This window comes from Streptomyces sp. NPDC054770, from assembly GCF_053611985.1.
The window spans coordinates 17806-38098 of sequence record NZ_JBSHBL010000073.1 but is presented as its reverse complement, the minus strand read 5'-3'; the positions used below and the strand labels follow the sequence as shown (position 1 = coordinate 38098).

The 20293-nt window shown below is 71.2% G+C and carries 17 protein-coding genes; 9 read left to right on the top strand and 8 right to left on the bottom strand.

Annotated features, from left to right (window positions below):
* Position 1 precedes the first annotated feature (1 nt).
* From ACWGKQ_RS40975 to ACWGKQ_RS40960, 4 genes are read left to right on the top strand one after another with little or no spacing between them, the layout of a single operon-like run.
* A complete protein-coding gene (locus tag ACWGKQ_RS40975) occupies positions 2 to 217 on the top strand; it encodes an MbtH family protein (RefSeq protein ID WP_453297155.1) in 216 nt (71 codons plus the stop codon).
* A gap of 11 nt (positions 218 to 228) precedes the next feature.
* Positions 229 to 1476: a cytochrome P450 gene (locus ACWGKQ_RS40970; protein ID WP_453297154.1), complete on the top strand. Its 1248-nt coding sequence runs from the start codon at positions 229 to 231 to the stop codon at positions 1474 to 1476.
* 30 nt (positions 1477 to 1506) lie between these two features.
* Positions 1507 to 2250, top strand: coding sequence for an SRPBCC family protein (locus ACWGKQ_RS40965; RefSeq protein WP_453297153.1), 744 nt, complete (start codon positions 1507 to 1509; stop codon positions 2248 to 2250).
* A gap of 31 nt (positions 2251 to 2281) precedes the next feature.
* The gene (locus ACWGKQ_RS40960; protein ID WP_308310646.1) at positions 2282 to 2470 is read left to right on the top strand and encodes a hypothetical protein; all 189 of its coding nucleotides are present in this window, start codon (positions 2282 to 2284) and stop codon (positions 2468 to 2470) included.
* A gap of 89 nt (positions 2471 to 2559) precedes the next feature.
* Here the strand turns inward: ACWGKQ_RS40960 and ACWGKQ_RS40955 are convergent, their stop codons facing one another.
* From ACWGKQ_RS40955 to ACWGKQ_RS40935, 5 genes are read right to left on the bottom strand one after another with little or no spacing between them, the layout of a single operon-like run.
* Positions 2560 to 3918: an NAD(P)/FAD-dependent oxidoreductase gene (locus ACWGKQ_RS40955; RefSeq protein ID WP_453297152.1), complete on the bottom strand. Its 1359-nt coding sequence runs from the start codon at positions 3916 to 3918 to the stop codon at positions 2560 to 2562.
* Positions 3915 to 4976 carry an oligopeptide/dipeptide ABC transporter ATP-binding protein gene (locus ACWGKQ_RS40950; RefSeq protein WP_453297151.1) on the bottom strand — a complete coding sequence of 354 codons (1062 nt, stop codon included), beginning with the start codon at positions 4974 to 4976 and terminating at the stop codon, positions 3915 to 3917. The genes ACWGKQ_RS40955 and ACWGKQ_RS40950 overlap by 4 nt, the downstream gene beginning before the upstream one ends.
* Positions 4973 to 6916 carry a dipeptide/oligopeptide/nickel ABC transporter permease/ATP-binding protein gene (locus ACWGKQ_RS40945; RefSeq protein WP_453297150.1) on the bottom strand — a complete coding sequence of 648 codons (1944 nt, stop codon included), beginning with the start codon at positions 6914 to 6916 and terminating at the stop codon, positions 4973 to 4975. The genes ACWGKQ_RS40950 and ACWGKQ_RS40945 overlap by 4 nt, the downstream gene beginning before the upstream one ends.
* Before the next feature lie 4 nt (positions 6917 to 6920).
* Positions 6921 to 7907 (bottom strand): ABC transporter permease, encoded by a 987-nt coding sequence (locus ACWGKQ_RS40940; protein WP_453297149.1) that lies wholly within the window; start codon positions 7905 to 7907, stop codon positions 6921 to 6923.
* 51 nt (positions 7908 to 7958) lie between these two features.
* On the bottom strand, positions 7959 to 9557 hold the full coding sequence (locus tag ACWGKQ_RS40935) for an ABC transporter substrate-binding protein (RefSeq protein WP_453297148.1): 1599 nt from the start codon (positions 9555 to 9557) through the stop codon (positions 7959 to 7961).
* Positions 9558 to 9716: 159 nt separating this feature from the next.
* Here ACWGKQ_RS40935 and ACWGKQ_RS40930 point away from each other — a divergent pair, with 159 nt between their 5' ends.
* The 5 genes from ACWGKQ_RS40930 to ACWGKQ_RS40910 all read left to right on the top strand — a co-directional run bounded on the left by ACWGKQ_RS40930 (position 9717) and on the right by ACWGKQ_RS40910 (position 14692).
* Positions 9717 to 11477: a DUF885 domain-containing protein gene (locus ACWGKQ_RS40930; RefSeq protein ID WP_453297147.1), complete on the top strand. Its 1761-nt coding sequence runs from the start codon at positions 9717 to 9719 to the stop codon at positions 11475 to 11477.
* Positions 11478 to 11606: 129 nt separating this feature from the next.
* Complete coding sequence (locus tag ACWGKQ_RS40925; RefSeq protein ID WP_453297146.1) at positions 11607 to 12008, top strand: DUF5132 domain-containing protein; 402 nt, start codon at positions 11607 to 11609, stop codon at positions 12006 to 12008.
* Positions 12009 to 12225: 217 nt separating this feature from the next.
* Positions 12226 to 12993 (top strand): thioesterase II family protein, encoded by a 768-nt coding sequence (locus ACWGKQ_RS40920; RefSeq protein WP_453297145.1) that lies wholly within the window; start codon positions 12226 to 12228, stop codon positions 12991 to 12993.
* A gap of 121 nt (positions 12994 to 13114) precedes the next feature.
* The gene (locus ACWGKQ_RS40915; RefSeq protein ID WP_453297144.1) at positions 13115 to 14257 is read left to right on the top strand and encodes an alpha/beta fold hydrolase; all 1143 of its coding nucleotides are present in this window, start codon (positions 13115 to 13117) and stop codon (positions 14255 to 14257) included.
* A 48-nt stretch (positions 14258 to 14305) separates the two neighbouring features.
* On the top strand, positions 14306 to 14692 hold the full coding sequence (locus ACWGKQ_RS40910) for a DUF5132 domain-containing protein (RefSeq protein ID WP_453297143.1): 387 nt from the start codon (positions 14306 to 14308) through the stop codon (positions 14690 to 14692).
* Positions 14693 to 14890: 198 nt separating this feature from the next.
* On the opposite strand, the gene ACWGKQ_RS40905 is transcribed toward ACWGKQ_RS40910, so the two are convergent.
* The 3 genes from ACWGKQ_RS40905 to ACWGKQ_RS40895 are packed head-to-tail and all read right to left on the bottom strand — an operon-like array spanning position 14891 to position 19289.
* On the bottom strand, positions 14891 to 15697 hold the full coding sequence (locus tag ACWGKQ_RS40905; protein WP_453297142.1) for a hypothetical protein: 807 nt from the start codon (positions 15695 to 15697) through the stop codon (positions 14891 to 14893).
* A gap of 23 nt (positions 15698 to 15720) precedes the next feature.
* Positions 15721 to 18819: a hypothetical protein gene (locus tag ACWGKQ_RS40900; protein ID WP_453297141.1), complete on the bottom strand. Its 3099-nt coding sequence runs from the start codon at positions 18817 to 18819 to the stop codon at positions 15721 to 15723.
* Entirely contained in the window at positions 18810 to 19289 is a 480-nt protein-coding gene (locus ACWGKQ_RS40895) for a DUF2690 domain-containing protein (protein WP_453297140.1), read from the bottom strand. The genes ACWGKQ_RS40900 and ACWGKQ_RS40895 overlap by 10 nt, the downstream gene beginning before the upstream one ends.
* Positions 19290 to 20293 lie beyond the last annotated feature (1004 nt).

Below are 20293 nucleotides of genomic sequence, written 5' to 3'. Positions count from 1 at the left end.
CATGACCAACCCGTTCGAGGACGAGAACGGCACCTTCCTCGTGCTCACCAACGACGAGAACCAGCACTCGCTGTGGCCGCAGTTCGCGGACGTCCCCGACGGCTGGAGCATCGCCCACGGACCCGACACCCACGCCGCCTGCCTGGAGTACGTCGAGCGGTCCTGGACCGACATGCGGCCCAAGAGCCTCGCCGACGCCATGAACGCCCAGCAGTAGCGCGGCTCGCAGTGAACCTGACCGACACCACCGACGAGGCCCTCGACAGCGCGGGCCTCGCCCGGTCCGACGACCTCGCCGCGGCCCTGCTCACGCCCGAGGCCCGCCGGGACCCCTACCCGTTCTACGCCCGCATGCGCCGCGAGGACCCGGTCCACCGCAGCGCCCAGGGCATCTGGTACCTCACCCGGTACGCCGACGTCGAGGCGGCCCTGAGCGACCTGCGGCTCTCCAACGACCGGGACCGGATGACCCGCGCCTACAGCGCGCTCGGCGGCGACCTCAAGGCCTTCAGCCGGCTCACCGACCGGCTCGGCCGGGTGATGAGCAACACCGACCCGCCGGACCACGCCCGGCTGCGCAAGCTGGCCAACCGGGCCTTCACCGCCCGGCGCGTCGAAGCCCTGCGCGACGGCATCCAGCGGATCGTCGACCGGCTCATCGACGAGGCGGTCGCGGCCGGGCCGACCATGGACCTGATCGAGGCGGTCGCCTCCCCGCTGCCGATGTCCGTCGTCTGCGAGCTCTTCGGTATCCCGCCCGAGGACCTCCCGCAGGTCAAGACCTGGTTCCAGCGGTTCGGCCGGCTGAGCGAGGACATCGACAAGTCCGAGGCGGCGATCGAGCAGTACGAGGAGTACCTCGCCCGGCTCGTCCGCCGCCGCCGGGCCGACCCCGGCGACGACCTCATCAGCGCCCTGGTCGCCACCCAGTCGCAGGACGACCGGCTCACCGACTCCGAACTGCTGGCCACCTGCTTCGTCCTGATCACCGCCGGCGACGAGACCACCACCCACGTGGTCGGCAACGGCATGCTCGCCCTCTTGCGCCACCCCGACCAACTGGCCTCGCTGCGCGCCGACCCGGCGCTGGTCCGCACGGCCGTCGAGGAACTCGCCCGCTACGACACCCCGACCCAGGCGATCGTCCGGGTCGCCGCCGAGGACATCGCGATCGGCGGGCGGACGCTGCGCGAGGGCGAGCTGGTCTACCTGTTCCTCGCCGCGACCAACCGTGACCCCGAGCGCTTCGAGGACCCCGACCGACTCGACCTGACCCGCCCCGGCAACCGGCACCTCAGCTTCGGCAACGGACCGCACTTCTGCCTCGGCGGCCCGCTGGCCAAGCTCCAGGCGGAGGTGGCCGTCGGCACGCTGGTCCGCCGGCTCCCGCACCTGCGGCTGGCCGACGGCGCGGCCCTCGACTGGCGGCCCAACCCGCTGCAACGGCGGCTCACCGCGCTTCCGCTCGCCTACTGACCCATGAACGACGACGAAGGAGAAGTGACCATGGCCCGAGAGCTCGAGGTCCGCCGGGAACAGGACCTGCCCGCCACGCCCGAACAGGTCTGGGACGCGGTCGCCACCGGTGCCGGCAACCTCGGCTGGCTCTACCCGATGGAGGTCGAGCCGCGCGTCGGTGGAAAGGCCACGCGCGGCGACAGCACCGTCGTGGCGTGGGAGCCGCCGCACCACTTCGCGGTTCGGGCGACCCAGGACGGCGGGTTCTCCAACACGCTCACCTACCGCATCGAGCCGGCCGACGGCGGCGCGAGCCACCTGCGGATGGGAATCCACTGGGTGCACACGGGCGTCGTGGACGACACCTGGAACTGGGACACCAAGGCGGACGCGGCCGAGAAGCACGTCGACTTCTACCAGCACTCCCTCCCCGAGTACCTGAGGCACTTCGCCGGCCGCCCCGCCGTCTACGTGAAGGCCGCCCGTGGCGAGTGCACCGAGGATCCCGCCGACTTCGCCGCCCTGCGCCGGCGCCTCGGCCTCGCCGACGGCGCGTCCGTCGGCGACCGGTTGCCGCTCGACCTCCCGGGTACGGACGGCGGCCCGACGGAGGTGGTCGTGGACTGGCTGAGCCCCGACTTCGTCGGCCTGCGAGGCCCGGACGCGCTGTACCGGTTCTTCAACGGCAGTTCCTGGAACTGGCCGATCTGGCTGGGCCACCACCTGTTCGCCGAGGACGCGGACGAAAAGCAGGCCATCAAGGCCTGGAACGCCTGGCTCAACGGCTCCTGACCCATCGCACAACACAATCGAAGGACCTCTGGTGGAAACACTGCTCTACGCCGCCGAACTCGTCCGGGAAGACGGCACCTACAAACTCGTGGTTCAGGACGTGGTGCGGGACACGGTCCAGGTCACCCCGGTTCCCGAATCCGCGGTGGCCAGGCTTCCGGCCTTCCTGTCGGTGCTGAGTTCCAAGCTCGGCTCGGCGACGGCACGCGGCCGCTGGTAGACCGCTTCCAAATTGACGAGGCCGGTGTCGTCCCGCACATCGACTGCCGGACGGCACCGGCTCCGTGACCGGGCGCTGATGGCCGAACGTCAGCCCAGGACCGTTCTGGAGGCGGCACCCTCGGCCAGAGGCCGTCTGCGGGAGAAAGCCCCCAGGTCGACGACGACACCGGTGTGTTCCCCCGTGTACCGCAGCGGATCGCGGTCGTGGTCGTGGCCGGCCTCGACCCGGTCGACCAGGGTGGCGAGGAACCGGCCCGCCAGGGGAGCGTTCTTGAACTGGTTGCCGCTCGTGCCCATCGCGACGTAGAAGCCGGCCAGATCGGTGCGGTCGTAGATGGGGGACCAGTCGTCGGCGGCGTCGTAGACACCGGCGACGCCGGTCGGCCGGTTCGGCACGCCGAGGAGCGGGAACCGGCGTGCGGCCCTGGTCACCTGGGTCTCGAACCGGGCGGGCGTCGGGTGCGGGTTGCACTCGTCGGGATCGTCGAGCCACTCCCTGGGGTCGCAGGCGGGCAGCGTACTGCCGATGAGGAGGTGTCCGCCGGAGGGGCGCAGATAGATCCCGAGGTCGACATCGGCCACGATCGGGCCGAGCGTGGTCTCGGCGCCGCCCGGGCCCGACGGGTCGGTGTCGCCCTGGCCGACCGGTGCGGCCACCTGGTGGACCTCCTGGCGCAGGGGGCGCACTCCGACGGTGAACTCGGCCCCGACCCCGGCCAGCCGGTTCAACGCTCCCGACCAGGGCCCGGCGGCGTTGACCACCACCGGTGCGGTGATCGCGGTGCCGTCGGCGAGCCGGATGCCGGCCACCCGGTCCTCGCGACGCAGGACACCGACGACCGTGCGGTGGAAGAGGAAACTCGCGCCGAGGCGGGCCGCCGCGTCCGCGAGGTTCTGTGCCGCGAGCTGCGGATCGTCGACGAAGCCCGCGTCGGGTGTGAACAGCGCGCCGAGTTCACCTTCGGGGCCGGAGAAGAAGGCATCGTCGAGCAGGGACCTGGGAGGCCCGTAGCGTCCCGCGTCGATACCGGGGATCCGGCTGCGCAGCGTCGCGGCGTCCCAGCGCTCGTGCGGCACACCGGCACGCTCGAACAGCGCGACGACCTCCGACGTCCCGGAGCCCGGTGCGTCGAGGAGTACCGCTCCGGTCCGCCGGAACGCCGCCAGACCAGGGCCGCGCACGGTGCCCAGGTGCTCCGCCCATCGTCCCCAGCAGTGCCGGGACTCCCACGCGGTGGCGACACCGTCCCAGGTCGAGTAGTTGAAACGGATGATCGCGCTCGACGCGCTGGTGGATCCGTGGCCGACGCCGCCGGACTTGTCGACGACCACGACGCGCCGACCGGTGCGCGCCAGTTCCAGTGCCACCGCGGCACCGATCACACCGGCCCCCACGACGACCGCGTCCGCGCCGGACGGCGGCGTGTCCGCTTCCCCGGCCGTCATGACAGCGGCTCCTCGGGGGTTCGCGGAGTCCGGTCACTGCCGTCGTCCGGGGGAACGCGACGGGCCTGGGGCGGGCGGTCGTCGGCGCGGTACGGGAAGTGGCAGGCGGCGCGATGCGGCTGACCGGCCGCGTCCTGCTGCGGGTCCCGCGCGGCGCAGACGTCCCGTCCGGGATGCCGGTCAGGTCCGACGGGGCAGCGCGGATGGAAGCGGCACCCGGTCGGCGGCGACGCGGGGTCGGGCACCTCACCGGCCAGAAGGGGTTCCCCGGCCGGGCGTCTCCCGGCGTGCAGACTGGGCACGGCGGACAGCAGCGTTCGGGTGTAGGGATGCCGTGGGCCGCTCAGCAGGCTCTCGGTGGCGGCGATCTCCACGATCCGGCCGAGGTACATCACGGCGACGGCGTCCGACACATGGCGGACGGCGGCGAGGTCATGGCTGATGAACAGCATGGCGAAGCCCATGCGCCGCTGCAGATCCCGGAGCATGGTGAGCAGTGCCGCCCGGACCGACACGTCGAGAGCCGAGGTGACCTCGTCGGCGATGAGCACCGCCGGATCGACGGCGAGCGCGCGGGCGACGGCGACGCGTTGGCGCTGGCCGCCCGAGAGCTGCCGCGGCAGCCGGTCGGCGCAACCGGTGTCGAGACCGACGAGTTCCAGCAGTCCGCCGACGCGCCGTTCGCGGCTACGGCGGTCCAGCCGGACGAAGGCCCCGGCTGCTTCGACAAGCGACTGGCGGACCGTCATACGGGGGTCCAGTGCCGTGTCCGGGTCCTGGAACACCAGTTGGACCTGTTGGCCCAGCCGACGCCGATCCGCCGCCCGGCGGCCTCGGTACTCCCGTCCGCCGACCGTGATCCGCCCGGCGCACGGGCTGTCCAGCCCGACGACCGCACGTGCCAGAGTGGACTTTCCCGAACCGGACTCGCCGACCAGGCCGACCGTCGTGCCCCGGGGAACCTCCAGTGACACCCCGTCCACCGCCGTGACCGGCCCGAACGGTCCGTGGTGGCGGACGGTGACGTCGCACAGCGCCAGCCCTGCCTCTTCCCTCACTGCTCCGCCTCTTCGGTCTCACGCTGTCCGCGGAACGGTGCCGGGGGCAGCGGCTGCCAGCAGGCGACCTCGTGCTCCGGGTCGAGCGGGGACAGCACGGGGCTCTCCACGGCACACCGGTCCACCCGATGCGGGCAGCGGTCATGGAACGGGCAGCCCGGGGCCGTACCGCCCGGATCGGGCGGCCCTCCCTCGATGGTGTGCAGGGGGTGGTCGCGATCCGCGGCCAGGTCCGGCACCGAGGCCACGAGCATCCGCGTGTACGGATGCTGTGCGCCGGTCGCCAGTTCACGGGCGGGAAGACTCTCCACGATCATTCCGCCGTACATGACCAGAACTCGGTCGCAGGCGTCGGCCACCAGGGCGATGTCGTGGCTGATGAAGAGGATCGCGGTGCCGTCGTCCCGCCGGATACGGCGGAGCAGGTCCATGATCTGCCGCTGCACGGTGACGTCCAGGGCTGTCGTCGGCTCGTCCGCGACGATGAGGTCGGGCCGCATCATCGAAGCGGCGGCGATCGCCACTCGCTGCCGCTGACCGCCGGACAGCTGGAAGGGCCGGGAGCGCAGCAACCGGCGCCCGCCGGGCAGCGCGACCCGCTGAAGCTGGACCAGGGCCTGCTCGACGGCCTCGGCACGAGGCGTGCGGTGGTGTGCGCGCACGGCCTCCGTCATCTGCGTTCCGATGCGGAGCGACGGGTTGAAGGCCGAGGCCGGGTTCTGGAAGATCATCGCCATCCCCGCCGCCAGCTGCCTGCGCCGCTCTTTGCCTGACAGCGACTCGGCGTCCGCGCCGAGGAACCGGTGGGTGCCCCAGGTCGCGCAGGCGCCGTCCGGCAGCAGGTCGGCGATGGCGAGCGCCGTCAGCGACTTGCCGGAACCGGACTCGCCCACCAGGCCGACCATCTCACCGCGTTGCAGGGTGAGGGTGACACCGCGGACGGGCCGGACCACTCCCTCCGCCGTGGGAAGGGCGACCCGCAGATCCCTCAGCTCCAGCACGTGGTCCGCGGCTGCCGGAAGGCCGGTGCGTGCCGGGTGTGGCGCGGATTCCGCCGGCTGCCGTGGGCGGGTGCGGCGCGCGGCGGCTCCGGCCAGCATCTCGCCGAGCAGTTGGAAGGCCACGGCGGCGTACACGATGGCGATGCCGGGGGCCACGGCGGGCAGCGGTTCGGTGTAGATGCGGTCCAGGCCCTGGCTGAGCAGCAGCCCCCAGTCGTACGAGGGGGGCTGCACCCCCAGTCCGAGGAAACTCAGTCCCGACAGGGCCACGAGTGCCGAGCCGGCGGCGACCGTGGTGTTGAGCATCAGCGGTTCGGCGATGTGGGGCAGGACATGGCGCAGCAGGAGCCGGTGACGGCGCAGGCCGAGCACGCGCGCCGCCGCCATGAAGTCGGTTCCGGCCACTTTGGCCGCGAGGGTCTGGGTGATCCGCGCGAAGCCGGGCGCACAGGCGACGGCGAGTGCGCACACGGCCCCGTCCGCCCCCGCACCGAAGAGGGCCGCGAAGAACATCGCGACGAGGAGCGCGGGGAAGGCCAGCAGGAGGTTGATCAGGGCTCCCAGCAGGCGGCGGGCACGTCCGCCGACGACGGCGGTGAGCGCCCCCAGCGTGATCCCGGCCGTCGCACCGAGGAGCGTGGCCGCGACGGCCAGCAGCAGGGAGAGCCAGGTCGCCGAGAGCAGCCGGGCGAGCAGGTCGCGCCCGAGATGGTCCGTGCCGAGCAGATGGCTTGCAGAGGGCGCCCGCAACACCGCCGACGGGTCCGGACGTTCGGCGGCCTGCCCCCACAGCACCGCCCCCGCGACGGCCAGTACGACGAGTGACCCGAGCATCACCAGGGTGATCACGCCCATCGGTGTGGACCAGCCCGAGCGGGCCGCACGAGACCTGCCGGCGGTGGCACGCGGCGTGAGCGGGGAAGGGGCGGACAACGCCATCGGATCACGTCTCCCGGATGACCGATCGGGGGTCGAGCAGCGCGAGGGCCAGATCGACCAGGAAGTTCACCACGAGGACGGCCGAGCCCAGCACCAGGACCGACGCCTCGACGACCGCGTAGTCCTGTGCGACCACGGACTGCGCCATCGCCGAACCGATGCCCGGCCAGGCGAACACCTTCTCGACCAGTACCGTTCCCGCGATCAGGGCCGGCAGCAGGTTCCCGGCGACCGTCAGCGACGCGGTCAGCGTGTTCGGGGCCACGTGGCGCAGGTAGAGCGGGACGGCGGACAGCCGTTTCGCACGGGCGGCACGCACATAGTCCGTGGCGAGGACCTTGAGCGTCTCCACCCGCACGATCCGCAGCAGGACCGCGGTCGGAGCGAGCGCCAGCGCGAGGACGGGCAGCACATAGGACCGGGGACCGAGGTCGCCGGCGGCGGGAAGCATGCGCAGGGCGACCGCCAGCCCCGCGGTGAGACCGGCCGCGAGGACGAAGTCCGGCACGCCCGCCAGGACCGATGTGGTGGCGGTGAACGCCAGTTCCACCCGTGGGCGTCGCCCTCCGTGCGTCCACGCCGCGGCGAGCAGCCCCCCTGGGAGGGCGACGGCGAGTACGCAGGCGAAGGCCACGACGGCGAGCAGCAAGGTGGCCGGCAGTCGTGCCCTGACCAGGTCGGCCACCGGCTCGCCGGTCACCAGCGAGACCCCGAGGTCCCCGTGGGCCAGGTGTCGCAGATACCGCCAGTACTGAGTCGACAGGCCATGATCCAGACCGAGTTCGTGCCGCTTCGCCGCCACCAGGTCCGGCGGGGCGTCCACGCCCAGCGCGGCCCGGACCGGGTCCCCGGGGACCAGCCGGATCATCGCGAAGGAAGCGGTGACGACAAGGAAGAGCGAGACGACCAGCCGTGCCGCGCGCCGGCAGCAGAACACCGCCCACGGATGGCGCCGCGCCAGGGCACCGAGCCGTGCGGACACGGTCGTCATGAGAGACCTCCTCGACTGGTGGTGGTCGGCCGGGTGGTGGGTCCGCCGCCGCTATCTGTGCAGGCGGATGCTGGTCGGTACGATCCGGCCGCCGGGTGCGACGGAGAAGGTCGTCCGGTAGCCGTACACCGTGCTCGTGCCGTCGGCGATGGGCAGCGCGTCGGCCGAGCGGAGAAGCGCCGCGGCGGCCCTGTTCCAGTCCGCGCAACTGGCCGAGCCCGGCGCACGCAGGGCCCGGGCGACGAATCGGTCGTAGGCGGGGTTGGTGACGTGCGCGAAGTTCAGTCCTCCTGACGACGGCGGCCCGGAGAAGTACGGGACGAGCTGCGCGGGCAGCGGCGGCCCCGGCGAGCTGCCGACCACGACGTCGAAGTCGCCGCTTCCGTACATGGCCTGGACCACCGCGTTGCGGCTCTCGCCGACGAGGTCGACGTCCACGCCCAGCGCCTGCCACGTCACGGCCATCAGTTCGGCGACCGACGGAAGGGTGGAGCCGAAGTCGGCGCTGCTGAGCAGCCGCAGACGCAGCGGTCGGCCCTGCTTGACCAGCCTGCCCCGCACGTTCTTCGTCCAGCCCGCGGCGCGCAGGGCCCGCACGGCGCTGCGGTGCGAGGGCAGGTTCCCCGCGGCCACGTCGGAGTAGCAGAGGGAGTTCGGGGCGGTGAGAGCGCGGGCGGGCGTACCGGTGCCCCCGATCGCCACATTGGCGAGGCCCTTGCGGTTCAGGGCCCCCACCAGCGCCCGCCGCAGCACCGGATCGCTCAGGGGCCGGTCGGCGCGCTCGTTGAAGAAGGTCAGCCCCACCACGGTCGGCACCCGGGCGGTCGCCAGACCGTGGCCGGTCAGCCGCGCGCGGTCCGGGCCGGTCACCATGGCGATGTTCACCCCGCCCGTGAGCAGCAGGTTCGCCACGGTGGACTCCTGCGGAACCACCGTCACCACGATCCGCTCCGGCTGCCCCGGAGCCGCGTTGCCCGCTCCGCGCGGCCCCCACGCGTAACCCTTGCGCCGCGTGAAGAGGTAGGGACCCCCCGAGGCGTAGCCGCTCAGCACATACGGCCCGGTGCCCTCCGATCTCCTGTCCAGCGCGCCGGGATCCGCCAGTCCGGCGGGGCAGACCACGGGCAGCAGACCGATCGTCCGCACGATGAAGCTGTACGGCGATGCCGTCCGCACCGACACCGTCCGCTCCGCGTCGTCTGCCGACACCGTGAACGGCACACCCGGCAGGGCGGTCCGGGCACCGACGAGCCGGTTGCGGGGATCGCCGGCATACCGCAGCGACCGGGCCACCCCGGACGCCGTCAGGGCCGTGCCGTCGGAGCAGGTCACCCCCTTGCGCAGGGTGAAACTCGCCGCAGTGGCCCCCGCCTGCCATCTCTCGGCCAGACCGGACACCACACGCCCGTCCCGCGCCACATCGACCAGTGAGTCGTAGGCGTAGGGAGCCAGTGAAAGGCCGAACTGCGAGTACGGGTTGAAGCTCGGGGTCTCGGAGGCGGTGGCGATCGTGACGGTGCCGCCCACGACCACAGGAGTGCGCGTCGACGACACGTCGCCGCCGCAACCGGCCAGCACGACTGACACGACGGCGCCGACCGCCGCCGCCACCGACCGAGCCCTGGGAGACGACACGGTTCGGCGGCGCATGGCGCTCATCGTGCCATCGCGATCGACGGCGCCGGCCGGGCTTTCCCGGGACGGACGCGAACATGCGGGACTATTTCCCCCGTCCGAGTGAGGCCGCCCGACGCGCGGTCCACGCTCCTGTTGCTGACGCTGCGTCACCTCGAGACGCACACTGGCGACATGGTCATCAATCCAGCGGGCTCCCCGGACGACTCGACGGAGCGCGAGATCGACCGACTCGCGACCTCGTACTGGGACTTCCTGCTCGCACGCGAGCCGTCGCTGCGCACACGCCGCGGGCTGCCGGTCGAGTCGCTGCCGGGGGTGTCCGCCGCGGAGGCCGACGAGCGCGCCGGGTTCGCGGCAGGGGTGCTGGACCGGCTGCGTGCGCTGCGACCGGCGGAGCTGTCCGGTCCCGCCGCCGACACGGCGGGCTTCCTCCGGGCACTGGCCGAACAGGAAGCGGAGGCGGGACGTTTCCACTGGCTCACCCCCACCGCCACGCCGTACCAGCTCTTCCGCCTCCAGCAGTACGGTGACACCGTCTTCCGCCCGTTCCGCTTCGAGCACCGAGCCGACGCGGACCGGTACGTGACCCTCGTACGGGACCTGGCCCGCTGCGTCGCGGCGATCGGCGACAAGGTCGCCGGGCAGGCGGAGCGGGGCTTTCACATCCCCGCCCCCGCCCTGACCGGCGTCCACACCACACTCACCCGCCTGCGGGCGTCGTCGGCTCGGTACGTCCGGGCGGATGCCGAGCGGCTCACCCGACTCGACGCGGCGAGCCGGGGGCACCTGCGCGACACGGTCGAGCGGCTCGTGGCCACCGAACTGGAGCCGGCGTTCGACCGCCTCGTCGCCCTCGTGGGCGACCCGGACTACCTCCGGCGGGCACCGCAGGCCGTCGGCTGGGCCCGCTACCCGGAAGGCGAGGCGGCATACCGGTCCTTCGTCAGGACGTACACATCCGGCGACACGCCACCCGAACGCCTCCACGAACTCGGCCGGGAGCACTGCCGCGAACTCGGCGAGCGGCTGCGGGAGATGCGCGACACGCTCGGTTTCGCGGGGACGGAGGCGGAGTTCCACGAACGGCTCGCGACCGAGCCGCGCCTGTACGCCGCCACCCCGGAGGAGGTCGAAGCCCGCTACCGCGGACACCTCGACCGCCTCGCGCCGCTGCTGCCGCGCTGGTTCGCGGTCCTGCCCCGCGCCCCCTACGACGTGGCCCGCCTCGACCCGGCGCTGGAGGGTTCGATGACGTTCGGCTACTACGAACCGCCGACCGCCACGCAACCGGTGGGACGCTACCGCTACAACGCCTCGGACCTGGCACACCGGTCACTGCTCGGCGCAGCCGCGCTCATCTACCACGAGCTGTCGCCCGGACATCACTTCCACCTCGCCCGCCAGGCCGAGAACACCGCGCTGCCCGACCTGCGACGCGAACTGGCGGCCTTCAGCGGGTTCGAGGAAGGCTGGGCGGAGTACGCGGCAGGGCTCGCCTGGGAGATGGGGCTGTACGACGACCCGTGGGACGCGTACGGACGACTGGCCCACGAACGGTTCACCGCGCAGCGCCTCGTCGTCGACACCGGCCTCAACCTCGGGACGATGACGCTGGAGGAGGCGCGCACCTTCATGCGGGCCCACGCGGCAGCCGAGTCCGAAGGACAGATCACGACCGAGTTGTTGCGCTACGCGACCGATCTGCCGGGGCAGGCGCTCACGTACCGGGCGGGTCACACGGAGTTCACGGCACTGCGGGCAGCGTGCGAACGCGGCGCCGGCGCCGCCTTCGACGTGCGCGCCTTTCACGAGACCGTGCTGGCCGGCGGCACACTGCCGTTTCCCGCCCTGCGCCGACGGGTGGCGAGAGAACTGCCCGGGGCACACGGCCGACCAGGCTTCCAGGGAAGGCCGCTCTACTCGAATGAGTGAAGGCCACGGGGAATTCGTAGCCGTTTGCCCGGCCTCGGATACTCTCTGTGATGGAGGGTGCGGGTCCGCTGAAGCGGAGTGCGTCCATCTAATCATCATCTCCTCGACAGAAGAGAAGGATGTTGTGCCATGCCGCCTGTAGTACCTCCTTTCCTGATCGGTCTGATCGCCGCGTCCCTGGTGAAGAGGCTGGGCAAGCCCTTGGTGCGAGGGGTCGTCAAAGCGTCGGTGGGCCTGGGACTTGAGGTCAAGCGGGCCGTCCATGAAGCCGGCGAGGGAATCCATGATCTCGCCGCCGAGGCGACTGCCGGGGTGCTCGCAGCCCAGACGACACCGGGAGCGCGACACAGCGTAGGCGTCCCGGAGGACGGCACCGCGGGCCGGGCCGCTGAGGAAGCGAAGTCGGCGCCGGCAGCGGCAGCCAAGCCGGCGCCCGCAGCGGTAGAGGCCCCCGAGGGACGGACCGGCGCTCAGGACAAGCCCGTCGGCAAGGCCCGTAGCACCGGTTCGGCCGCCGCCAAGGCGCGCTGAGTCTGCCCGCCGACCTGTGCCATCGGCGACATGGTGGGCTGCGCCCTATCGGCCATCACGACACCCTGATGGAGGCAGGTCAGATGTCTGCGACCGGAACCCCCCTGTATTCCGCAGGACTCATCCAGGAAGGCGGTGCCTGCGAACTCGTCGTGACCGATTGCCGGCGCCACACCGTGCGGCCCGCATACGTGTCCACGCGCGGGATCCGTCGGCGATGACGGTGACCGACCCGAAGAAGTGGTTCCGTGTTCACCAGCGGGCGGCGGACCCCAGGCTCCGACTGGTGTGTTTCCCGCACGCCGGCGGCACGGCACAGCTGTTCCACGGCTGGCCCGCGCTGCTCCCCGCGGACGTCGAGGTGCTCGCCGTGCGGTACCCCGGCCGCCAGGACCGGCTTGCGGAAGCCTGCATCGAGGACATGGCCACCCTGGCCGACACGATCGAGGACGCACTGCGGCCCTGGCTCGACCGGCCGCTGGCGCTCTTCGGGCACAGCATGGGCGCCTGCGTCGCCTACGAGGTGGCCCTGCGACTGGAGACCCGCGGCATCGTCCCCGAGCACCTGCTGGTCTCCGCACACGAAGCCCCCCGGTGGGCCGAACGCGTCGCGCTGCACGACGCCGACGACGAATCCCTGATCACCCATGTCCGGCACCTCGGAGACCTGCACTCGCAGGCCTACGACATCCCGGAGCTGCGTGACCTGCTGCTGCCCGCCCTCCGTTCGGACTACCGGCTGATCGAGGGCTACCACCCCCTGAATCCGGCTCCGGTCAAGGCGCCGATCACCGCGTACGTCGGCCAGGACGATCCGAGTTGCGTGCTCGACGGGGTCCTCGCCTGGTCCGGCCTCACCGCCCCGGGCTCCTTCGAGCTGTGCCCGTTCCCCGGGGATCACTTCTACCTCGCAGCCCGGGAGGCCGAAGTGGTCGCGGACGTGGCAGCACGCCTTGCGCGTGCGTGCGGCGCCGGTCAGGCCTGACGGCGGATGCCGGCACCGCGCATGGCGCCCGCGGGGTTCCCGGGGGACGATGGTCGTACCGGTCGCTGAGACGTGCGGTGTCCCCGGCAGCGGCCGCGAAGGCCGGGACGGAGAAGGGACCATGCGACCGGGAACACGTGCCGCCGACGCGATACTCCGGCTGCTCAGCCGGGACTGGGCCGGGCTGGGCATCGCTCTGCTGCCGGCGGCCGCGGGTGCGCGGTGCGTCACCAGGGGGACCGGCCGGCGGGCTCTCGGCGGTGTGCTGTGGGCTGTGGCCCTCGCGCTCGGTCTCGGGTCGTTCCGCCATCTGGTGCATGTGGGCCGGATACGGGTGAGGTATCCGCCCCCCGGACGAATGGTCGACGTGGGCAGCTACCGCATGCATGTCCTGGCCGAGGGGGACGCCGGACCGAGGCCCACTGTGGTGTGGATGCCGGGTGGCCATGCCGGAGGGTACGCCATGTACCGGCTGCACGCGCTGGCGCGGGAACAGACGCGTTCGGTCCTGGTGGACCGTCCGGGGTCCGGCTGGAGTGACCCGGGCCCGTTCCCGCGGACGACGGCGGTAGAAGCCGCCGAACTGCTCACGGTGCTGGAACGGGCCGGTGAGAAGGGGCCCTACGTCTTCGTGGGGCATTCGTTCGGGGGGCTGCTCATGGCCAACGCCGCCAGGCGCCGCCCCGACCTGGTGGCCGGTCTGGTGCTGCTCGATCCCACCCCGCCCGATGCCGTCGCCTTCGGCCCGGCGCTTCCGGCCCTGCGACGTGCCCCGAGGGACCAGACCGCTCTCGCGCTGCGGCACCTCTTCGGCCTCCACCCTCTCGCGGGCAAGAAGGAGACACACACCTCCGACGACCCGACGCAGATTCTCACCATGATCGAGCTCCGGACCAAGGCGAGCTGCGCCGCGGCATCGATCCTGCGAGAGCTGTCGCCGGACGGCATCACCAGAGACGGCTGGCAGACGGCCGTACACGATGGCGAACTCGGCTCGCTGCCCCTCCTCCTCGTGGCGCCACGCGATCTGACAGGCGGTGGCGAGGTCTTCGACGCGGTCGACGATCCGGAGGAGAGCGCCCGGGTACGGCACTTCTTCCTCACCGTGAGAGAGCGGTTCCTCGCGGCTTCCAGCAGGGGGCGGAGGGTTTACACCCCAGAGGGCACCGGCCACGATTTCCCGGATCGCGTACCCGACTTCGTTGTACAGGTGGTGGGCTCGATGCTGGATCAGTGCGGGTCGCAGACGCCGAAGCCGTTCTGATCCCGTCGCGCAGCCACGGTCCGCTCCGGCGAGTTTCCGCCCGACCGAATGAACAACGCCGGCGTCCACGGGCGCATCGGCCGAGGTCCGACTATCGTGCTTTCTGAGGGGGCGAAATTCCTGCCCGGCTTTGTCGGCCAGACGGTATCGGCTCGTGCGGCGTCGGCAGTCGTGCTGTGTACACAAGAAGAGGGTTCACACATGCTCCCTGCAGTTGCTCCCTTCGCCGTCGGCGTGATCACGGCCCCTCTGGCCAAAAGAGTGGCGAAACCGCTGGTGCGAGGCGTCATCAAGACATCGGTCGGCCTGGCCCTCGAAGTCAAGCGTGCAGTCGTCGAGGCCGGGGAGGAGATCCAGAGCCTCACCGCCCAAGCGGCTGCCGAGAAACTGGCGAGTTCGGCTCGCACAGGTGGTGTGGAGCCGGCGGTGAGGTGACGGCACACGGCACCACGGCCGACCGGCCATCCGCAAGGCGGGCGCGGCCCCCTCGCGGAGTTGTCGCTCTTTCGCTCAGAGACCCGAACCTGCGGGTGCAGGCGCTTGATGTGACTCCGATGACCTCGCATGTGGAGTCCGCGGCGATTCTGAAGCCTGCCGAAAAGGGCTTTCCTCGCCCCAGCCCTACCGCGGTGGTCAGTTCTTGACGCCGAAGGTGCGGAGATCGTAGGTGGTGGGGGTCGAACTGCCGCCGTACTCCAGGAGCTCGGTGGCGGCCGTTCCAGCCCGGTACAGCGGGCTGACCGTCGTCACACCGGCCTCGCGGTACTTCCGGTCCACGGGCCCGGTGATGCTGTCGAGCCAGCGGACGGCCGCGGCCGGGTCGGCGCCGGGGTGGTCCAGTCGGGCGCAGGCGTGCAGGAAATCGGCCTGGCCGGGTGCCTTCGCGGTGGCACCGCATGACAGTGACTCCAGGTCGCCTGTCAGGTCCCACACCACGGACACCCCGAGTTCGGTGCCTTTGGTCGGATGCGTGGTCCCCTCGGCGTGCCATACAGCGGGTCTGTCGTCCTTCGTGGAGTCGAACTTGGTGCGGGCGTCAAGGTCGATGTGCCACTGCCGGGTCAGGGCGTCGATGAAACCTCTGCCCGTGTAGTTCTGGGACAAGACCTCATAGGAAACCTTCGGGACCTCCGTCTCGTTGACGTCGGTCGGTACGGTCGGCCAGGCCGAGATGTCGGGGGAGGCGGAGGCCGACGGGGACGGTGAGGTGGTGGCCGCCGGGCCGGTGGTGGCCGGGTTCGTGGTGCCTGCGGAGGAGGTGGTGTGGTGCGAGGACGAACATCCGGCGAGAGGCAGGGCCAACGCCGCTACCACTGCGGCGAGTTGGCGGGGGCGGATGGCGGGCAGGTGCATGTTCGGGGCTCCGGGGCGTGGGGCGAGGACGTGGGTGGCGGTGCGCCGTGCGGGCCGGCCGGGGCCGGGGCGTGGACGCACCGCCATGGTGGGTGAGGGAGGAGGCGCGGTCAGGAGTCGGTGAAGCAGTGGTCCGAACTGGCCACAGTGGTCGTCGGCTGGAAGACGACGGCGTCATAGGCGACGTCCTGGTCGCCCGTGTAGTCGCTGCGGCTGACGTTGTCCAGCTGGATGTTGGCGCCCTGCCACAGTCGCAGGGTGCCGAGATCCACCCAGACGTCGTTGCCGTTGCTCTTGGTCGCCTGGTTGACGTTGCACACGTGTGTGGGCTTCGCGTTGGCGTTGTTCATGCCGACGTGGACGGTGTACGGCACGACGGCCTGCGCCCCGTGGTTGGGCAGGTGGACGAAGATGTCGTACAGCACGCCGTTGGTGCCGTAGTCCGCCATCAGGGCAGGGTCGGGGGTCCAGGTGGCCAGGACCTTGTGCCACAGGTCGCCCGCCTCGGCGACGGAGCTGCCGACGATGCTGCCGGGGTAGGCGTGGGTGAACCAGGCGTGTCCGTCGTAGCCGGCGCCCAGTTGGTGCAGGTCGATGGGGGCGATGTCGCCGGTGGCCCGCCAACTGCCGTCACTGCGTTGGTAGGTGAAGTTGTCCCCGAGCTGGAGGGTGAACTTGCCGTCGTTCGTGCGGGAGTCGGCGCAGCCCTGGGTGTTGTCCTTCGGGTCGGGCACGTCGTCGATCAGCAGGCCGGACGGGGCGCCGCCGCAGGGGCCTGCTGTGTACTGGCGGTTGAGGGCTGGCTCGCCGGAGCCGAGGGAGTAGACGAGGTTCTCGCTGGATCCGGTGGTGCTGTCCTCGCCTGCGCCCCAGCTGACCGAGCCGTTGAACCAGCAGGTCCCGTCCTCGGCCGGGCACGGGTCGGTGCCGGTGGCCGCGCCGGGGTCGCAGTTGTTGGAACTGTTGCAGTAGGCGCGGTAGTCCAGGTCGAGGTCGAGTTTGCCGGCCGGGCTGGTGCCGCCGACCGGGAACTGCGGCAGCGCGTACGAGGGCTGGCTGTTGTAGGTGCGCTGCGGTGTCTCCACCCAGCCCATGATTTTTTCCTCGTAGGGCCAGTCGGCCGGGTGGGAGGCGTCGTCGTAGGAGTCGCGCAGGAAGGGGGCTCGGTCTGGCGGGTAGATCGGGTTGGCCGGGTTGTTGAACCAGCCGAGTCCGGTCTGGCCGTCGTTGGCGGAGGCATCGGTGTAGACGCCGCTGTTGTAGCCCCACAGCGCCATGAACCAGTTCTCGATGTAGGCCGAGTTGCCGGTGTTGACGTTCATGCCGAGCGTCTTGAGCTGGTTCCAGGTCTTGCTGAGGATCTGCACGCCGGCCGCGATGTTCGCGGCGTAGTCGGTGGCGATGGCGTAGGCCTCGGCCGGCTCGTAGGGGTCCGGCTTGGCCTCGTTCATGCCGCTGGTGACCTGGGCGATGCCGTAACCGCAGTCGGCGACGGAGCCGTTGGGGTAGGTGTGGATGCTGTCGGCGTTGCCGTAGTAGTCGCCGAGCAGCGGGTTGCCGCCGTCGCCCGGGACGGAGTGCCAGGACGCCTGCTTGAAGTTGGACTCCTGGGCGAGGACGCCGAGCATCACCTGGGCGGGCACGGTGCCGCCGCCGCTCAGGGTGACCCGCGGGAACAGCGACTCGGGGTCGTAGGCCGCGCTGCCGGTGCCGAGGTAGTTCGCCGGCCGGGTGATGTCCAGGTCGCCGTGCACGGCCTGGTCGACGGCCCACTCGACCTGGTTGGCGCTCGGCTGGAGGGCCTGGGCGTTGACGTCGTTGCGTTTGACCAGGCAGTTGCTGTAGTGCGACTGGGGGTTGGGGTCGGTCGGGGCCACCCCGGCGTGCGCCAGGAAGTCCTTCTCCGACTGGCCGTCGACGGTGGGTTCCACGTCGTCGGGTGCGTCCGCGGCCGCTGTCACGTTATCGGCGGTGGCGGTGGCGGTGGCGGTGGCGGTGGCCTCCGGGGTGACGAGTTCGGTGGTGGCCGTGCTGCCCGAGGAGGTGGCGAGCGCGCCGACCGTGAGGACACCGGCGCCCTGGCCGTCGGCTGAACCGATCTTCGAGGTGATGCCCTTGAGTTCTTGTGAGGCCACCGAGGTGGTCAGCAGATGCCCCTCGCGTGAGGCGGCCACCGGCTTGTCGGCGCTGCTCGCCTTGAGGAGGCCGGGGGCTTCGGCGGTGTCGATGCCGGACACCTGACCGGCGACCAGATCGCCGCCGGCACGGGGGAAGAGGGCCAGCTTGCCCAGGGGTGCGCTGCCCAGTTCGGTGAGTTTCGTGCCGGTCCAGCGGCGCAGGACGTCCTTGCCGCCGTCCACCTCGGCCACGTCGAGGCCACCGCCCGCCGCCGGTGCCAGGGCGAAGGCGCGGCCGGGCAGATCGGTGAGGGTGCTGGTGCTGCCGTCGGAGCCGACCCTGACGAGCCGTCCGCCGAGCACGCCGAGGTCGCCATCGGTGGAGGGCAGCGGGTTGGTCAGCTGACCGGCGACGGTGCTCTTCCCGACGGTCTTGCCGGTTCTGGCATCGATGTCGAGGAGCGTCGTGGTGCCCTTCGCCGAGTCTCCGACTGTCGTGCGGGTGAAGGTGACGGTGTCACCGGCGCCGCAGCCGGGCGAGAAGTAGGCGAGCTGCACCTTGGTGGCGGCCTGGGTCACCTTGCCGGTGTCCAGGTCGACGACGGCGGCGAAGGCGTCGTGCTGCATCAGCGCCGGTGTGTTGACGGCGGACGAGGGCGCGTAGACCGCGGCCGCGTACCGGCCGGAGCCGGTCTGGCACACGTACCCGGTCCACGGGCCGATCCCGTCCAGTCCTTCCTGGGTGAGGTCGGCGACCTCACGGTAGGCGAAGGACTTCGACTCGTCGGCCACCAGGACGTGGAAACCTTCCGAGTCGCCTGTGCCGGTCACCGCCCGGTCCGAGGAGGACTTCCAGCCCGCGCCGAGCGTGGTGTCCGGGGAGGCGAACAGGCGTCCGCCGGTGTGGGACTCGGCCGTGGGGGCATCGGTCGAGGTGGTCGCGGCGGCCGCCCCGGTGGCCGGCAGCAGCCCGGCGGCGAGCGCCGCGCAGGAGACGGCGGCCATCCTGGACATCAGGCGGGCGGTCCGGGCCCGGGATCGTCCACGGCGACCGGACCGGCGCGCCTGGGCCGGTGCGATGTTCAGTGCCATGCGGTACACAGTCCGTGGTCCCCCTCCTGCTGCCAGACTTCCGGCGCGGGGTCCGCGCCGGGCCCGTTGTCCTCGGCGCATCCCTTGGCCTGGGCGTTCCCGCCGACCATCGGCGTGGCCTTGGCCACGTCCCCCGGGTTCACGTAGTCAGCGGTGTGGTACGCCTCCGTGCCGCCGAACTGCGGCAGGTAGTAGATGTCCGCGGCGACCGGCTCGGCCAAAGCGGAGGTCACATAGGCCCAGGACGCGTCGCACGCGGGGGAGTGGTAGAAGCGCACGGACAGATTGGTCGTGTCGACCTCGTCGAGGAGCCGTGCGTCGCCGTCGCAGCCCATCGTCACCGGACTGGCACCGTCGCACGCCGAACCCTGGCAGCCGACCGCCGAGGCAGGCGCCGAGACGGCGAGCACGCCGCCGCCCGCCAGGGCGAGCGCGAGTAAACAGGACAGGAGGTGTCTTCGTCTAGGCATGAAGCATCCTTTACAAAAGGAATTAAGGTAAATCTCATGCACCGGAGGTGGGTTCACCGAGACACCGTGCAACGCGCCGCCGCCACCCCCGTGGTCGTCACCGAGCAGCGCGTTTGATTGCGTGACCCATACAGGCTCATCGCCGCTCCCGATCAACCACAACCAAGAATTTCTCACGGGAAGGTCAAGGGATCCTGCTGGTGGCGGCCTCAACTCCCTTGAAAATAAGGGTGATTCACATCACTTGCAGCGCAGGCGGTGAGATCGGATGGAGAGCGAAACTGACGCAGAAACGCCCAACTTCCCCTACCATCCAACACGCGCAGCCACCATCGGTGAACGTCTCCCGGGTCCGCCGGGCGCCGATGCCGGCCCGCACACTTCCGTCGGATCTCGACGTCCGTCTACGCTGACGCAGTTCGCTAGCGGAAATCCACCTGCGATCTTTCAGTAGAGAGACACGACGTTGAGACGCAGCAGGACACACCCGATGCAGACATGCGCGCGTTTCCGTGGCGGCGGTGATCGCGTGAGCCGTCGCCTTCGGGGCCGGTACGACCCGGGCTCCGTGGCCGGCCACGCCGCGACCTGGCACGACTGGCCGCGCCGTCTTCCCCACAACTCAGGCTGATTCGGTCAACGCCGGCATCCAAGCCGGGCGGTTGTGGCCCGCAGGCACTTCCCGAACGAGCAGGCCGCACGAAATACGTCTCCACGGCGATGTCCCTCGACCGCGCCGAAGGGACTCAGGTCCGCTGGACCGGTCGCTGGAAGGCCGCGTCGAACGCCTGCGTCCTCATCTTCGATGGCCGCCTCTCGCCGGCCGGTCGGTAGCCCCAATCACGCTGATCGCACGCTGGTCTGGCAGTCCGCTACCCGGCCTGGCGCGCTGGTGCCGTCCCGAACGCCGAAGCTCCCTCCGCCGCCGGTCCGACGTCACCTGCGCCGCTGCGGACCCCGAGCCCATACAGAGAACCGCTCTTTCGGACCTTGGAGAACCCTTG

Coding starts and splice junctions, on each gene's coding strand:
- ACWGKQ_RS40910 (WP_453297143.1), top strand. CDS start 14,306: ATGAACAACGCCGGCGTCCACGGGCGCATCGGCCGAGGTCCGACTATC.
- ACWGKQ_RS40925 (WP_453297146.1), top strand. CDS start 11,607: ATGCCGCCTGTAGTACCTCCTTTCCTGATCGGTCTGATCGCCGCGTCC.
- ACWGKQ_RS40915 (WP_453297144.1), top strand. CDS start 13,115: ATGCGACCGGGAACACGTGCCGCCGACGCGATACTCCGGCTGCTCAGC.
- ACWGKQ_RS40900 (WP_453297141.1), bottom strand. CDS start 18,819: ATGGCACTGAACATCGCACCGGCCCAGGCGCGCCGGTCCGGTCGCCGT.
- ACWGKQ_RS40935 (WP_453297148.1), bottom strand. CDS start 9,557: ATGCGCCGCCGAACCGTGTCGTCTCCCAGGGCTCGGTCGGTGGCGGCG.
- ACWGKQ_RS40965 (WP_453297153.1), top strand. CDS start 1,507: ATGGCCCGAGAGCTCGAGGTCCGCCGGGAACAGGACCTGCCCGCCACG.
- ACWGKQ_RS40940 (WP_453297149.1), bottom strand. CDS start 7,907: ATGACGACCGTGTCCGCACGGCTCGGTGCCCTGGCGCGGCGCCATCCG.
- ACWGKQ_RS40895 (WP_453297140.1), bottom strand. CDS start 19,289: ATGCCTAGACGAAGACACCTCCTGTCCTGTTTACTCGCGCTCGCCCTG.
- ACWGKQ_RS40920 (WP_453297145.1), top strand. CDS start 12,226: ATGACGGTGACCGACCCGAAGAAGTGGTTCCGTGTTCACCAGCGGGCG.
- ACWGKQ_RS40975 (WP_453297155.1), top strand. CDS start 2: ATGACCAACCCGTTCGAGGACGAGAACGGCACCTTCCTCGTGCTCACC.
- ACWGKQ_RS40930 (WP_453297147.1), top strand. CDS start 9,717: ATGGTCATCAATCCAGCGGGCTCCCCGGACGACTCGACGGAGCGCGAG.
- ACWGKQ_RS40905 (WP_453297142.1), bottom strand. CDS start 15,697: ATGGCGGTGCGTCCACGCCCCGGCCCCGGCCGGCCCGCACGGCGCACC.
- ACWGKQ_RS40945 (WP_453297150.1), bottom strand. CDS start 6,916: ATGGCGTTGTCCGCCCCTTCCCCGCTCACGCCGCGTGCCACCGCCGGC.
- ACWGKQ_RS40955 (WP_453297152.1), bottom strand. CDS start 3,918: ATGACGGCCGGGGAAGCGGACACGCCGCCGTCCGGCGCGGACGCGGTC.